Annotated in this window: 7 protein-coding genes; 6 read left to right on the forward strand and 1 reads right to left on the reverse strand. The window is 70.5% G+C overall.

Features of this window, described 5'->3' with window-relative positions; genetic code table 11:
* Positions 1-58 precede the first annotated feature (58 nt).
* Positions 59-4,786 carry a DEAD/DEAH box helicase gene (locus tag J2Y42_RS00385; protein ID WP_309853585.1) on the forward strand — a complete coding sequence of 1,576 codons (4,728 nt, stop codon included), beginning with the start codon at positions 59-61 and terminating at the stop codon, positions 4,784-4,786.
* Between the two features lie 27 nt (positions 4,787-4,813).
* On the forward strand, positions 4,814-5,590 hold the full coding sequence (locus J2Y42_RS00390) for a DNA-formamidopyrimidine glycosylase family protein (RefSeq protein WP_309853588.1): 777 nt from the start codon (positions 4,814-4,816) through the stop codon (positions 5,588-5,590).
* A 55-nt stretch (positions 5,591-5,645) separates the two neighbouring features.
* Here the strand turns inward: J2Y42_RS00390 and J2Y42_RS00395 are convergent, their stop codons facing one another.
* The gene (locus tag J2Y42_RS00395; protein WP_089877161.1) at positions 5,646-6,239 is read right to left on the reverse strand and encodes an NADPH-dependent FMN reductase; all 594 of its coding nucleotides are present in this window, start codon (positions 6,237-6,239) and stop codon (positions 5,646-5,648) included.
* 80 nt (positions 6,240-6,319) lie between these two features.
* Between J2Y42_RS00395 and J2Y42_RS00400 the strand changes: the two genes are divergently transcribed.
* The 4 genes from J2Y42_RS00400 (at position 6,320) to J2Y42_RS00415 (ending at position 15,597) form a co-directional block, all read left to right on the forward strand.
* Positions 6,320-6,865 carry a hypothetical protein gene (locus J2Y42_RS00400; RefSeq protein WP_309853596.1) on the forward strand — a complete coding sequence of 182 codons (546 nt, stop codon included), beginning with the start codon at positions 6,320-6,322 and terminating at the stop codon, positions 6,863-6,865.
* A 25-nt stretch (positions 6,866-6,890) separates the two neighbouring features.
* Complete coding sequence (locus tag J2Y42_RS00405) at positions 6,891-7,397, forward strand: MarR family transcriptional regulator (protein WP_309853599.1); 507 nt, start codon at positions 6,891-6,893, stop codon at positions 7,395-7,397.
* Between the two features lie 130 nt (positions 7,398-7,527).
* Positions 7,528-9,300: an LCP family protein gene (locus tag J2Y42_RS00410; RefSeq protein WP_309853602.1), complete on the forward strand. Its 1,773-nt coding sequence runs from the start codon at positions 7,528-7,530 to the stop codon at positions 9,298-9,300.
* Positions 9,301-9,495: 195 nt separating this feature from the next.
* A complete protein-coding gene (locus tag J2Y42_RS00415) occupies positions 9,496-15,597 on the forward strand; it encodes an SdrD B-like domain-containing protein (protein ID WP_309853605.1) in 6,102 nt (2,033 codons plus the stop codon).

The raw sequence follows: 15,597 nt of genomic DNA on the forward strand, positions 1-15,597 counted from the left end.
ATCCACAGGTCTTGCCGGAGCCCCTGACAGTGTCGGTGGCCGGGTGCAGGATGGAGGGATGGCCGATGTGCTGGATCGATTCTCCCCCGCGACCCGGGAGTGGTTCCGGGGGGCCTTCGCCGCGCCCACGGCCGCGCAGGAGGGCGCCTGGGAGGCCATCTCGCACGGCAAGCACGCACTGGTCATCGCGCCGACCGGTTCGGGCAAGACTCTCGCCTCCTTCCTCTGGGCGATCGACCGACTCGCGAACGACCCGCGTCCCGCCGACGCGAAGCCCGGCACGCGCGTCCTGTACATCTCCCCGCTGAAGGCTCTGGGCGTGGATGTGGAGCGCAACCTGCGCGCTCCCCTCGTCGGTGTGACACAGACGGCCAAGCGACTGGGGGCCGAGCCACCGCACGTCAGCGTCGGGGTGCGTTCGGGCGACACACCGGCCTCGGACCGGCGGGCTCTGCTGAGCAATCCGCCCGACATCCTCATCACGACTCCCGAGTCGCTGTTCCTGATGCTCACCTCGCAGGCGCGCGAGACGCTGACCTCGGTCGAGACGGTGATCGTCGACGAGGTGCATGCTGTGGCGTCGACCAAGCGCGGGGCGCACCTGGCCCTGTCGCTCGAGCGGCTCGACCAGCTGCTGGAGCGTCCGGCGCAGCGCATCGGACTGTCGGCGACCGTCCGGCCGCCGGAGGAGGTCGCGCGATTCCTCGCGGGGAGCGCACCGGTGGAGGTCGTCGCGCCGCCGGCCGGAAAGCGCTTCGATCTGCGCGTGGTGGTCCCCGTCGAGGACATGAGCGAGCTTGGCACGTCCACATACGCCAGCGAGAATCCGGGCGACGGCTCTCCGCCCCAGGCCGGTTCGATCTGGCCCCACGTCGAAGAGGCGATCGTCGACCGCGTGCTCGAGAACCGCTCCACCATCGTCTTCACCAATTCGCGCCGGCTCGCCGAACGTCTGACGGCCCGGCTGAACGAGATCTACGAGGAGAGGATCCTCGGAGGAACGGCCGGCGAGGCGCCCAGCCGCGCGCCCGCGGAACTGATGGGAGGCTCGGGCCAGACCCGCGGGTCGCAGGCCGTCGCCGATGCGGAAGCGCTCGTGCTCGCACGCGCCCATCACGGCTCGGTCAGCAAGGAGCAGCGGGCGCTCATCGAAGACGATTTGAAGTCGGGTCGCCTCCGCTGCGTCGTCGCCACTTCGAGCCTCGAACTCGGCATCGACATGGGAGCCGTCGACCTGGTCGTCCAGGTGGAGGCTCCGCCCTCTGTCGCGAGCGGGCTCCAGCGCGTCGGCCGGGCCGGACACCAGGTCGGCGAGATCTCGCGCGGCGTCGTCTTCCCGAAGCACCGCGCCGACCTCATCCACTCGGCAGTCGCCACGGAGCGGATGACCGCCGGGTTGATCGAGTCGCTCTCCGTGCCAGCGAACCCGCTCGACATCCTCGCCCAGCAGACGGTCGCTGCAGCGGCCCTCGAATCCATCGACGCCGACGACTGGTTCGACACGGTGAGGCGCAGCGCGCCGTTCTCGACGCTGCCCCGCAGCGCCTACGACGCGACGCTCGACCTGCTGGCCGGTCGCTATCCATCGGACGAGTTCGCCGAGCTCCGGCCCCGCATCGTCTGGGACCGCGACACCGGTGCCATCACCGGGCGCCCGGGCGCGCAGCGTCTGGCCGTGACGAGCGGCGGGACCATCCCCGACCGCGGCATGTTCGGCGTCTACATGGTGGGTGAGAAGGCCAGCCGAGTCGGCGAGCTCGACGAGGAGATGGTCTACGAGTCACGGGTCGGCGACGTGTTCGCCCTCGGCTCGACGAGCTGGCGCATCCAGGAGATCACGCACGACCGCGTCCTCGTCACGCCCGCGTTCGGCGAGCCCGGCCGGCTGCCGTTCTGGAAGGGCGACGGGATCGGACGTCCCGCCGAGCTCGGCCGCGCGGTCGGCGCGTTCATGCGCGAGTTGAGCACGGCCGCACCGGCGGATGCCGAACTGCGCTGCGTCGAAGCCGGCCTCGATGCCTGGGCGACGAACAACCTGCTGTCATTCCTGCGCGAGCAAAAGGAGGCGACCGGCCACGTTCCGACCGACAAGACGCTCGTCGTCGAGCGCTTCCGCGATGAGCTCGGCGACTGGCGGGTGGTGCTGCATTCCCCGTTCGGCATGCAGGTGCATTCGCCGTGGGCGCTCGCGGTGCAGGCACGGGTGCGCGAGCGGTACGGGGTCGACGCGGGGGCGATGGCGGCCGACGACGGCATCGTCGTCCGCATCCCCGACACCGAGGCGCAGCCGCCCGGAGGTGAACTCTTCGTCTTCGAACCGCAGGAGCTGGATGAGCTGGTGACGGCGGAGGTCGGTGGCTCGGCCCTGTTCGCCTCGCGCTTCCGCGAGTCGGCTGCCCGGGCGCTACTCCTGCCCAAGTACAACCCGGGCAAGCGGTCGCCGCTCTGGCAGCAGCGGCAGAAGGCGGCGCAGCTGCTGGATGTGGCGCGCAAGTACCCCAGCTTCCCGATCATCCTCGAGACCATCCGCGAGGTGCTGCAGGACGTCTACGATCTCACGGCGCTGACGGATGTGGCCAAGCAGATCGAGCAGCGCAGCATCCGTTTGGTCGAGGCGTCGACGGAGACCGCCTCTCCTTTCGCTCGGTCGCTTCTCTTCGGATATGTCGCTGCGTTCATGTACGAGGGCGACAGCCCTCTGGCCGAGCGTCGGGCTGCGGCGCTCTCTCTCGATGCCGGACTGCTCGCGGAGCTGCTCGGCCGGGCGGAACTCCGCGAACTGCTCGATCCGACGGTCATCGAGCGCGTCGAGCTGCAACTGCAGCGGCTCGCACCCGAACGCCGCGTGCGCGGGGTCGAGGGCGTCGCCGACCTGTTGCGACTGCTGGGTCCGCTGTCGGTGGAGGAGGTGGCCGAGCGTCTCGAAGCCGAAGGCGAGAGGGGTGCCTCCGCCCGTTCGGCGGAGTCTGGCGAGACGGGCGAAGGCGGCGAGGCCGGCGAGACGGAGCTCACGGCACCGCACGCCGACCGCGCGACGGCGGCCGGTCACCTCGCGACCCTGGTCGACACGCACCGGGCGCTCGCGGTCACCATCGCGGGAGTCGAGCGTTTCGCCGCAATCGAAGACGCCAGTCGCCTCCGCGACGCCCTCGGAGTCCCGCTGCCGATCGGCGTCCCCGTGGCCTTCATCGAACCCGTCGACGACCCGCTCGGCGACCTGGTGAGCCGATTCGCGCGCACGCACGGACCGTTCGAGACCGCCGACATCGCGGCGCGGCTCGGTCTCGGCCCGGCGATCGTCCACGACGCGCTGCGACGGCTCGCCCGCGACGGGCGCGTGGTCGAGGGCGAGTTCCGCCCGCACGCGCACGGAAGCGAGTGGAGCGACGCCGAAGTCCTCCGACGGCTGCGTCGCATGTCTCTGGCGGCACTGCGCCACGAAGTCGAGCCGGTCGACACCGCGACCTTCGGGCGATTCCTTCCCGAGTGGCAGCACGTCGGCTCCACCCTGCGCGGGGTGGACGCGGTCGCCTCGGTGATCGAGCAGTTGTCCGGTGCGCGCATCCCGGCGTCGGCGTGGGAGTCGCTCGTCCTTCCGAGCCGGGTGGCCGACTACAGCCCCGCGATGCTCGACGAGCTGACGGCCACAGGCGAGGTGATCTGGTCGGGCGACGGCAGCCTGCCTGGCGACGACGGCTGGATCAGCCTCCATCTGGCCGATTCGGCCCCGTTCACGCTCGCGCCGCCCTCGGATCACGAGCCGGATGAACTGCAGCGCGGCATCCTGGATGCGCTCGGTCGCGGAGGCGGCTACTTCTTCCGCCAGCTGTCCGACACGCTCGGCACCGAGCGCGGCTCGGCGATCGACGACTCCGAACTCGTGACGGCGCTCTGGGACCTGGTGTGGGCGGGCCGCATCACGAACGACACTCTGGCGCCTTTGCGCACTCTGACAGCAGGCGGCTCCGGGGCGCACAAGCGGCCGCGCCAGCCCACACGGGCGCGCATGTACCGCGGCCGCGTTCCGACGCGAAGCGCGATGGTGACGCGGATGGGTCCGCCGACCGCGGCCGGGCGATGGTCGCTGCTGCCCGAGCGCGACCTCGATTCCACCGTGCGCGCGCACGGCCAGGCCGAGACCCTTCTCGACCGCTACGGCGTCGTCACCCGCGGATCCGTCATGAACGAGGGGACGCCCGGAGGTTTCGCGCTCGCGTACAAGGTGCTCAGCGGATTCGAGGAGACCGGGCGGGCGCGCCGCGGGTACTTCATCGAGACGCTGGGCGGCGCTCAGTTCGCCAACGGCGCGACGGTCGACCGGTTGCGGTCGTACGCGCGCGACCACACGCAGCAGCGCCCATACGAGGCCGTCGCGCTGGCCGCGACCGACCCCGCGAACCCGTACGGCGCCGCGCTTCCGTGGCCGGCGGTGCCGAGCGAGAGCGGCACAGGCCATCGCCCGGGGCGCAAGGCCGGAGCGCTGGTCGTGCTCGTCGACGGCGAGCTGACGCTCTACGTCGAGCGCGGAGGGAAGAGCCTGCTCTGCTTCGTGGCAGAAGGTGCCGGCTCCGACGGCACAACCGGGGCCGATCAACCGACGGTGGAGTCGGGCCTCGTACTCGCCGCCGCGGCCCGCGCCCTCGCCGCGCTCGTCACCTCGCGCCGCGTCGACAAGCTCGCCGTGGAGACCGTCAACGGCGGATTCATCCTCGGCACGCCCGTCGGCGATGCGCTGTCCGAGGCGGGCTTCCTCGCCACCCCGCGCGGATTGCGGCTGCGGTCATGAGCGACGACACCCGCTCCGGAGCCGCGCATGCCTGAGGGCGACACCGTCTACCAGGCGGCTGAGCGCCTCCACCGCGCCCTGGCAGGCAAGATCCTCACCCAGACCGACTTCCGCGTCCCCGCCTACGCGACCGTCGACCTCTCCGGCGAGCGTATGGACGAGGTCGTCAGCCGCGGCAAGCACCTGCTGATGCACGTGGGTGACCACACCATCCACAGCCACCTCAAGATGGAGGGGTCATGGGAGGTGTACCCGCCCGACGGCCGCTGGCGGCATCCCGGCTACCAGGCGCGGGCAGTGCTTCGCACGGCCGACGCGCAGGCCGTGGGGTTCCAGCTCGGCGTGCTGGAGGTCCTCCCCCGCGACCGGGAGGACGACGTGGTCGGGCATCTCGGCCCGGACCTCCTCGGCTCTGACTGGGACGCCGAGGAGGCCGTCCGTCGGATCACGGAGAATCCGGACGTGCCGGTGGCTGTCGCGCTCCTCGACCAGCGCAACCTCGCCGGCCTCGGCAACGTGTACGCCAACGAGCTGTGCTTCCTGCGGGGGATGCTTCCCACCCGACCGGTTCGGGATGCGGACATCCCCGCGGCCGTCGACCTCGGTCTCCGGCTCATCACGGCAAACCGCGACCGGCCGCTCCGGGTCACCACCGGCGACACCCGCCGCGGACGCAACACGTGGGTCTACGGCCGCCGCGGCCAGCCCTGCCGTCGCTGCGGCACGCGCATCCAGTCGTCGTCGCTGGGCCGGACGGACCTCGAAGAGCGGGTCACGTACTTCTGCCCGGTCTGCCAGACGTAGCAGACCGGGCAGAAGCCGGACCGGGCAGAAGCCGGAGAAGGAACGGAGAGGCGCGTCAGGCCGCGGCCTCGTCCTCATCCTGCTCGGCGGCGGCACCCGTGCGCACGGTCTCGAGCGCGGCGGACCAGGCCTCGACCTGGTCGAACAGCGGGGTGAGAGCGGCGGTCTGCTGCTCGGTCGGCTTCAGCTGCCAGTTCTCGAAGTCGTGAGCGAGGCTGAGGCCCACGTGTGCGCTGACCGTGGCGACCTGGAGCTGCGACAGCACCAGACGCAGGTGCTCGACGGCGCGAGCGCCACCGAAGACGCCGTAGCTGACGAACCCGGCGGCCTTGTTGTACCACTCGGCCCCGACGTAGTCGATCGCGTTCTTGAGGGCGCCGGAGGTGCTGTGGTTGTACTCGGGGGTGACGAACACGAAGCCGTCGAACTCGGCGATCTTCGCCGCCCACGCCTTGGTGTGCTCACCGGCGTACTGCCCCATGGCGGCGGGCATGGCCTCGTCGAGGTGCGGGAGGTCCCAGTCCTTCAGGTCGACGAGCTCGTACTCGACGCCGGAGCGCTTCGCGGCGTTCTCGTAGACCCAGCGGGCGACGGCCTCGCCGTTGCGCCCCGGACGCGTGCTTCCGATGATGATGGCGATCTTCGTCATGTCAGCCTTTCGTTTTTGATGACGTGTCATCCAACACGAACCAGCCGCGCTCGAGATTCATTCCCGGCTAGGCTCGCCGCATGTCCGACCAGCGCGAACACCGCAACGACGACATCCATCTGCCTGAGGATGCATCCGAGAATGAACGACGCCAGGCGGGCGACCGGCTGCGCGAGCGGATCTACGTCACCTTCACGGCCCTCGCGATCCTCATGGCGATGAACTCGCACGGAGAGGCCCTCGACTCGCCCACCGTGCTGTGGACACTGATCATCTCCGTCATCGGAGTGCTGCTCGCCGGCCTCGTCTCGGACCTCGTGTCGCACATGATCGTGCACAACACCCTCCCGTCGGTCGCCGAGTTCCGGCACATGCTGGCGGTGTCGTCGCGCGCGCTCGGTGTGCTGGTGGTCCCGCTCATCGCCGTGGGGCTCGCGGTGTTCGACGTCATCGAGGACCGCACGGGCCTCACCATCGCGATCGTCGCGCTGATCGCCTCGCTCGCGGTGATCACGCGCATCGCCGTGTCGCGCACCGGACTCTCCGGCTGGCGGCAGCTCGCGGTGCTCGTCGTGGTGGTCGCGCTCGGCGTGCTCGTCGTCTTCCTCGAGGCACTCGCCCACTGACCCTCGGCGCGTGTCAGGATGGCGTATGGCCACCGTGCGCACCCGTCCCGACCCGCGGAAGCTGACGGACGACGAGCTGGAGCTGTTCCGCTCCTTCCATCTGATGCGGCGCGGATTCGACCGGACGTTGGATGCGCAGCTGCAGCAGGACGACGGCATCTCGATCTCCGAGCTCGAAGTGCTGATGGCCCTCGTCCGCTCGCCGGGGCGCCGGCTCCGGGTCCGCGATCTGGTGGATTCGACGGGCTGGGAGAAGAGTCGCGTCTCGCACCAGGTGACCCGCATGGTCGCCCGCGGATTCGTCGAGCGCCAGGAGTGCGAGGAGGACCGCCGCGCGATGTGGATCCACCTCACCGGCGAGGGCCGGCGCGTGGTGGTGCGGGCGCTGCCGAAGCACTCGGCGACCATCCGCCGCATCCTGTTCGACGCCCTCAGCGCCGAGCAGCAGGAGCAGCTGCTCGGCATCGCCCGAACGATGAACGCGGCGATCGAGGACGAGGACTGCGAGCCGCCCGCCGACTGCGACGGCTGAGCGTTCTCGCAGGAGGCGGACCGCCGCATCCGGGACTCCGCTGGGAGGCTGGGGCGGAAAAGCTGGTGATTCCTCGGGAACACCGCGCGAAACCAGGCGGTTCCAAGCCGCCGCCCCCTAGCGTTTCGGTGTGCGACGCCCGAACTTCCCCGCCTCAGATCCCGGTGCGGACGGCAGCGACCAGCAGCTGCCGCCCACCCAGGTGTTCGGACGCGCGCCGTCCGCCGACCCGCGCCGCCCCGTGCGCGCAACGCGTCCGGCCTCCGGTGTGCCGACGGGGAGCGGCGGTGCCACGAGTGGTGGCGCCGCAGGTGGCGCACCGTTCGACCCGTTCGGGATGGGCGGCGACGCCCCGGGTCTCGGCGGTGACGGCGCCGGACGCCGCGGCGGCAACGGTCGCGGCAACGGCGGCAGTGGAGGCAGCGGAGGCGGCGGCCGCAACGGCGGCGACAACGGCGACGGAACCGGCGGCGACGACGGCGGCATCCCCACTCCGCCCCCGGGCGGGCGCCGCGACAAAGCGCCGCGCAAGCGCCGCCGCACGAAGCGCATCATCGGCTGGACCGCCGCGGCCCTCGCGGTGATCCTCGTCGTGGTGGGCGGGTACGCCGCCTACAGCTACTTCCGGTTCGTCGGCGGAGTGAAGCACGTGGATGTGATCTCCAAGCCCGCGAACGATGTCGACGGTCAGGACCAGAACATCCTGCTGGTCGGCGACGACCACCGGCCCGACGGCGCCTCGCAGGCGGAGCTCGACCAGCTGAGCACCACAGACGACGGCGGCGGCACCAACACGGACACGATGATGATCCTGCACATCCCCGCGAACGGGAAGTCGGCGACGCTGATCTCGCTCCCGCGCGACTCCTGGGTGGAGGTGCCGGGCCACGGGATGAACAAGCTCAACGCCGCCTTCTCGCTGGGCGGCGGCGCGACGGATGCGGCGAGCGGCGCGAAGCTGCTCATCCAGACCGTGCAGAACCTCACGGGCCTCAGCATCGACCATTACGTGCGCGTCTCGCTGCTCGGCTTCTACACGATCGCGCAGGCGCTGGGCCCCGTGCAGGTGTGCCTGAACAACGCGGTCGACGACCCGTACTCCGGCGCCAACTTCCCGGCGGGCGTCTCAACGCTGGACGCGAAGCAGGCGCTGTCCTTCGTGCGTCAGCGCCACGGACTCCCCCGCGGCGACCTCGACCGCGTCGTGCGGCAGCAGTACTTCCTCTCGGTGGAGGCGCACAAGTTCCTGTCGGCCGGCACGCTGCTGAACCCGGGCAAGCTGACCAAGGTGCTGGATGCGGTGAGCGGCTCCCTGGAGACCGATCCCGGCCTGAACTTCCTACAGCTCGCGGCCCAGCTGCAGGGGCTGACCGGCGGGAAGATCCAGTCGGCGACGATCCCGATCTCCGGCACGCCGACGATCACGGTCGACGGCGACGACATCTCGATCGTCGAGGTCGACACGGCCGCGATGCCGGCGTTCATCCAGAGCCTGATGGGCACCCCGAGCGCCTACGAGAAGGCGACGGCGGCGAAGCCGGCGGACACCTCGGTGACCGTGCTCAACGGCGGCAGCCAGAACGGCGCTGCGACGACCGCCAGCCAGACCCTCGCGGGCGCCGGTTTCAAGACCGGCACTCCGGGCGACGCCGACACCCGCGCGACGACGGTGATCCAATACCCCTCCGGACAGGAGGCACAGGCCAAGGCCGTCGCCGCCTACCTGCCGGGCGCGAGCGTGCAGGAGACCTCGTCCGTGAGCACCGTCACAGTCGTCCTCGGCGACGACGGCATCATGCCCACGGCTCCCTCTGCGGGTGGTGGCACCGCTCCCGCCCCGGCCCCGACTCCCGCTCCGACCGGCCCCGCCACGAACTACAGCGACACCGTCTGCATCAACTGATCGCGGACGCCTCCCGACGCAGCCTTCTTTCGGACCGGTCCGGGCCGGAGTTACGGTGACCCCCACGAGCCCAGCCTGACCAGCGCTCGTCCGGGGGGATGCACCATGTTCACGCTTCCGTTCGCTTCCTCGAACAGCGAATCGAATCCAGGAGGGGCGCGGCGGAAGCCTCGCGCGACGACCGTCTGGGCCACCGTGGTGGCGCTGATCGCGGGGATCGCCATCCCCGTCACGGGCGGGTCCACCGCGACGGCGGCGCCCGGGAGCCTCGTCGCCGGCGTCGTCTGGGCGGACGTCAACCGGGATGGCGTGCACCAGAGCACCGAGCCCGTGAAAGCCGGGATCCCCATCCAGCTGTTGACCTCTCCGGGCGGTGTGGTCGTCGCGACGACCACGACCAGCGCGGCCGGGGTGTACCGGTTCCCGGACGTGGCGGACGGCACCTTCGTCGTGCGCGCGGACGCGAGCGCCGCGTTCCACTTCCCCGCGACCGCCTCCGGCGAGAACGACTTCGTCACCACCGGGCCGCCTCCGGTCGGCCAGCCGGAGCGCGGCGTGACGGCGCCGCTGACCATCGCCGGGACGACGCAGGCCGTGGGGATCGACGCGGGGATGCAGCCGATCGCCGACCTCAGCGTCGCGCGGCTGCCGGTCGCGGAGGGATGCGACGGGTTCGCCGTCACGGGAACCCCGCCGTTCGACGCGACCGACGCCCCGGGGAAGGACTCGGGCCCGGGCAACTGCATCGTGCGCGTCATGGACACCGTGTCGCAGAACTATTCCGTCGCCCTGACCGGACTCCCGACCGGGGCCTCGGTGCCGAACGTGGTCGCCCGTTTCACCGTCTCCTCGCCCGACGGAGCGAAGCTCGAACTCGTCGGGCCGGGAACGAACGGGCTCCCGGCTGGATGCCTGGGGGCGGCGAACGGCGCCAACCCGCCGTCGTCACGCACCGTCAATGCCGACGGGTCGATCACCGTCATCTGCAACATCGGGAGCCTGTCGTCGAATGTCGCCGCGCTGCAGCTCGCCTACCGCTTCGCATCGAACACGCCCATCCCGTCGCACGCCGGGATCACGATGTCGGCATTCGCGCCCGCGGGCGACGCCGGGACGTCGGCCACCGTCGACGGCCCGCAGGTCGAGGTCACCGGGACGGCGCAGTGGGACCTGGAGAAGATCCCGTACCCGCCGTCCGGCGTCGGCAATGCGGGGCCGGACTTCACCATCCGCACGTACAACGGCGTCGCCGTCTCGGGGTACCTCGTCCGCTACAAGTTCAACGTCGTCGACACCCTCCGCGGAGCCGGTGCCAGCGATCTGGTCTGGCCGGCCTCCTTCACCGACGTGATGCCCGAGTTCCCGAACGCGCGGATCACCCAGTGCCGCTCGGCCGAACCCGCGGACAACTCGCTGTCGTCGCCGTGGACGCTGACCTGTCCTCTGGAAGAGGTCCAGGGAACCGACGGCTGGCAGCTCAGCATCCGGCCCAATAGCGGCCGCGGGAGCGACACCGGCGAGGGCCACATGATCATGACGATCTTCGTCCCCCTCGACGACATGAACAGAGCCATCGACCCCTCCTGGCAGCCGGGACAGCCCAACCCGACCGGCACGTTCGACTTCCAGAACCGTGCTCAGGACACCGACCGCTGGGTGATCAACGGCGGCGCGCCGAACTACGGCCCGGACCACGAACCAGGCTCGAACGGCACCGGTAACAACCTCGTGACGATCGTCAGAAACGCGGCCGCACCCACGTGGGACCTGCAGAAGAGCTTCTTCGGGGGGCCGTCCTTCGTGACGCAGACGGTCAACGGCGTCCCGGTCAACGGCTACCGGGTCGACTACCTCCTCAACATCGTCGATCTGGCCGGCCCGGACAATGTCGGACCGTGGCTCGATCTGCCCGTCACGTTCAAGGACAGGCTGGTCAGCCATCCAGGCGCACTCCTGACGAGCTGCGATGCTCTGCAGCCCGACCCCAACGCGGCGACCGTCACGTGCGACATGGGTGCCCAGCCTGCGGCCGGGTGGACCATCAGACCGACGCCGAACCAGCGCGGGTTCAACGATCGCCGCATGAACATCGTCGTCCGCTTCTTCATCCCGATGAGCACGCTGCCGGCCGACCCCTGCCAGTCGAACGTCACCCTCGATCTGCGCAACGAGGCGATCGACTCCGACCCGTGGACGGCGGGCGGCGACCTCAACAACGGCACAGGCTTCGAGCCGGGATGGAACGGCACGACCGCGACCGGCAACAACCTCGACGTGCGCAGCGTGCGCCCCTCCGCCGGGGAGTGCGGCTCCCTCACCGGCAACAAGCAGTACATCCGCAACGGCGCCACCTACAACGGTCCGACCTTCGGCGGCGACGTCGTGCAGTCGTTCGTCAGCCTCTCGGCGAACAACAACCGGGTGTCCGTGCCCGACCTCAAGCTGTGCGACGTGTTCGACGTCTCGGTGCTGAAGCTCGTCGCGGGCACGCCACGGATGGGGACGTTCCCCTCCGGCACCAACGTGAACCCGGCGAACTACGTCATCGAGTACGCGGTCGGGCCCAATCAGGTGAAGACCCAGAACGGACCGTTGACCGGCGGCCTGTACCCGATCGACGCGTCGTCGATCACGGGTGCGGCGACGGACTGCCGCAACGCGCCGGGCCCGTGGACGACCGACCCGGCGGCGGCCTTCGGTGCGAACTGGCAGGACGTGGTCAACATGGTGCGCATCCGCCCGGTCGACCCGACCCGGGTCGAGACAGGGCCGTTCGCCGCGCACCTGATCTTCGAGCTCGAGACCCGGACCTTCTACAACGGCGGCCCCAACGCCTCCGAGGCGATCCCGTCCGGCGTGCGCGTGACCAATGTCGGCGGGTGGCCGACCGGCGCCACTGGCAACGGGTGGGGCACCGTGTCGCGCCAGATCCCGTTCTCGGGGATGCTGCTCGGCGTCGCCAAGGCGATCGTCCCCACGCAGTATTTCCCCGGCGACACCGCCATCTGGGATATGACGGCATCGATCAGCCGCACCACGGTCGGGGCGACGCTGCAGAACCTGCGGCTCGTGGATACGATCCCCGCCGATCTGCACTTCGACTCGGTCTGCACGCAGAACCTGCTGCCGCCCGGAGTGACCGTGAGCTACGACCAGCAGACGCGACGCGTCACCTTCATCGCCGGAGACATCCCGATCGTGAGCGCGCCGAGCCAGACCGTCTTCAGCCCCACCCCCGGAGCTACCCGCGGACGTCTGCGGATCTGCACGACGGTCGACAGCCTCGCGCAACCCGGAGACACGCACGTCAACACCGTGCAGGCGCTGGCGGACAACGCGGAGAACGCGCCGACGGCGCAGGCGACGATCCAGATCGTCGGATCGGGCCAGCTCGGCATCACGAAGAGCGTCGACAAGCCGTTCGTGGCGAGCGGCGAGACGTACACCTGGTCGTTGGAGTGGGGGAACACCTCGACGCAGATCGCCTTCCAGCCGCCGGACGTGATCGACGTGCTGCCGTGGAACGGCGACGGCGACCCCGCATCCGGTTCGGCACGATCGCAGTACGCATCGGACTACAGCGGAACCGCGCGGCTGTCGGGGCCGCTCGCGGCGCCGACCTACCTCCGCGGCGCCACCGGGGCCGTGCCGGGCACCTGGTACTACTCGAGCGCTCCCCCGGCGACACTCGTCCACGATCCGCGCGACGCGTCCAACGCGAACCCCGCGGCACCGGGAGGGCTCTGGCGGACAGCGGGCGAGATCACCGATTTCAGCACGGTCACCGCCGTCCGGTTCGTCTCCAGCGGGTTCCTCGGTGTGCAGACACGGGTGCGCGCATCCATCCCCGCAGTGTCGACCAGCAACGACCTCGACAACGTGTACGTGAACCGGGCCATGATCTTCTCGGCCACGTTCGCGAACCAGCCACTGCTGTCGAACGAGCCCTACGTGCTGATGCCGGGCTTCTCGCTGGGCGACCTGGTCTGGCTCGACAGCAACGGGGACGGGAAGTTCGACGGCGGGGAGCACGGCATCCCCGGCGTCGCCGTGCAGGTGCTGACCGAGAACGGGGATGTCGTCGGCACGGCGACGACGGATGCGAACGGCCGCTGGTCGGTGACGTCGCTTCCGGCCGGCCGGTACGTCGTGCACCTTCCCGCCGCGATGTTCGCGGCGGGTGGCCCGCTCGCCGGGACGGTGGTCCGCACCACCGCATCCAGCCCGGCGCTGACACCGAACGAGGATGCCGACAACAACAACACCGCCTCCCCCGACCCTGCTGCGACAGGGCTGACGAGCACTCCGGTCACGCTGGCGAACCAGTTCGCGGCCGGCGCCCTCGTCGGAGGCAACGGCCCCTCAGGTGACGACGTCGCCGGACTCGCCGGGGAGCTCATCCCCGACTCGTTCACCGCGTTCACCGTCGACCTCGCCGTGCTGCCGGCGCCCGGCATCCACATCGAGAAGGCCACCAACACGGAGGACGCCGACGACGCTCCCGGACCGCTCGTCCCGGTCGGCGGCGCCGTGCAGTGGACGTACGTTGTCACGAACTCGGGCGCCGTCGACCTGACCGACGTCACGGTCACGGACGACCAGGTCGCGGCCGCCGACATCGACTGCGATGCCACCGGAGGCAACGTCGTCGCGGGGCCGCTCGCACCCGGCGCGTCCTTCACCTGCGTCGCGACCGGGACGGCGACCGCCGGGCAGTACGCCAACACGGGCACCGTCACGGGTCTCGACCCGGCGGCAGTGCGGGTCGACGACGACGATCCGTCGCACTACTTCGGGATCGTCTCCGGCATCGACGTGGTCAAATCGTCTACCACCACCGACGTGGTGCAGGTCGGGCAGCAGATCCCGTACAGCTTCCTGGTCACGAACACCGGAAACAGCCCGCTCACCGGCATCACCGTCGAGGATGTGGTCGCCGCGCCGTCGGATCCGGCCGGCCTCTCGGCGGTGGACTGTCCCGCGAGCGCCCTCGCCGGCGGCGCCAGCATGACCTGCACGGCGACCTACACCACCACGCAGGCCGACCTCGACAGCGGCTCCGTCACGGACACCGCGACCGCCACGGGCACGCCACCCGCCACGCCGGATGAGCCCAACCCGCCGCGGGTCGCCTCGCCGCCGGTCACCGTAACGCTCCCCGTCACCCACACGAGCTCGATCACCGTGCTAAAGACCATGGCGCAGCCGAGCACTGTTCCCTTCACGGCGGGCCTGCGCATCCCCTACGACTTCCTGGTGACGAACACCGGGAACACCGTGCTCACGGACATCGTCGTCACCGACGTCCAGATCGCCCCGGCGGTCCAAGCCGCCCTCTCGCCGGTGGACTGCCCGGCGACCACGCTCGCGCCGCAAGAGGACATGACCTGCACCGCCACGTACGAGGTCAGTCAGGCGGACGTCGACAACGGGTCGCTCACCGACACGGCCGTGGCCACCGCCGTCCCGGCGCCGAGACCCGATGCTCCGAACCCGCCGGCGATCGCCTCCCCGCCGTCCAGCGTGACGATCACGGCGAACGATCTCCCGGGAATCCGCGTCGAGAAGTCGTCCATGACGACGAGCGTGGTCCGAGCGGGACAACGGATCCCGTACACGTTCCTGGTCACCAACACCGGCAATGTCCCGCTGACCGGGATCACCGTGGACGACCAGGTGGCCGCGCCGTCGTCACCGGGCAACCTGTCCCCTGTCGACTGCCCCGCCGATCCCCTGCCCGTCGGAGGGCAGCTCACGTGCACCGCGACGTACACCACCACCCAGGCCGACGTGGACAACGGCTCCGTCAACGACGCTGCCACCGCCTCCGGCACCCCGCCGACCCCGCCGGGCGGTTCGACGCCGGACCCGATCCGTTCCTCCGCCTCGACGGTCACCATCGCGGTGGCCGACGATCCAGGGCTCAGCGTGGTCAAGACCTCGGACACCGCGGCCGTGACGATGGTGGGTCAGCAGGTCCGCTTCGCGTTCCTGGTGACGAACACCGGCAACGTCACGCTCGCCGACGTCACGGTCTCCGACACCGTCGCTGCGCCGTCCGATCAGGCGGACCTGTCCGCCGTCGACTGCCCGGCGAGCATCCTGGCGCCCGGGGAGCGGATGACGTGCTCCGCCACCTACACGACCACGGCCTCCGACCTCCTGCTCGCCGCGGCGATCTCCGACCGGGCCACCGCGGCCGGGACCGCCCCCGACGGCACGCGCATCGGTTCGCCCGAGGCCGTGCTCACGCTGCCCGTACGTACGATCCAGAACCTGCCGGTGGTGAGCGGCTAG

Origin of the sequence: Leifsonia sp. 1010 (assembly GCF_031455295.1) — a bacterium.
Classification (GTDB): Bacteria; Actinomycetota; Actinomycetes; order Actinomycetales; family Microbacteriaceae; genus Leifsonia.

Excerpts from the sequence above, each read along its gene's own strand:
- J2Y42_RS00385 (WP_309853585.1), top strand. The coding sequence starts at position 59 with ATGGCCGATGTGCTGGATCGATTCTCCCCCGCGACCCGGGAGTGGTTC.
- J2Y42_RS00390 (WP_309853588.1), top strand. The coding sequence starts at position 4,814 with ATGCCTGAGGGCGACACCGTCTACCAGGCGGCTGAGCGCCTCCACCGC.
- J2Y42_RS00395 (WP_089877161.1), bottom strand. The coding sequence starts at position 6,239 with ATGACGAAGATCGCCATCATCATCGGAAGCACGCGTCCGGGGCGCAAC.
- J2Y42_RS00400 (WP_309853596.1), top strand. The coding sequence starts at position 6,320 with ATGTCCGACCAGCGCGAACACCGCAACGACGACATCCATCTGCCTGAG.
- J2Y42_RS00405 (WP_309853599.1), top strand. The coding sequence starts at position 6,891 with ATGGCCACCGTGCGCACCCGTCCCGACCCGCGGAAGCTGACGGACGAC.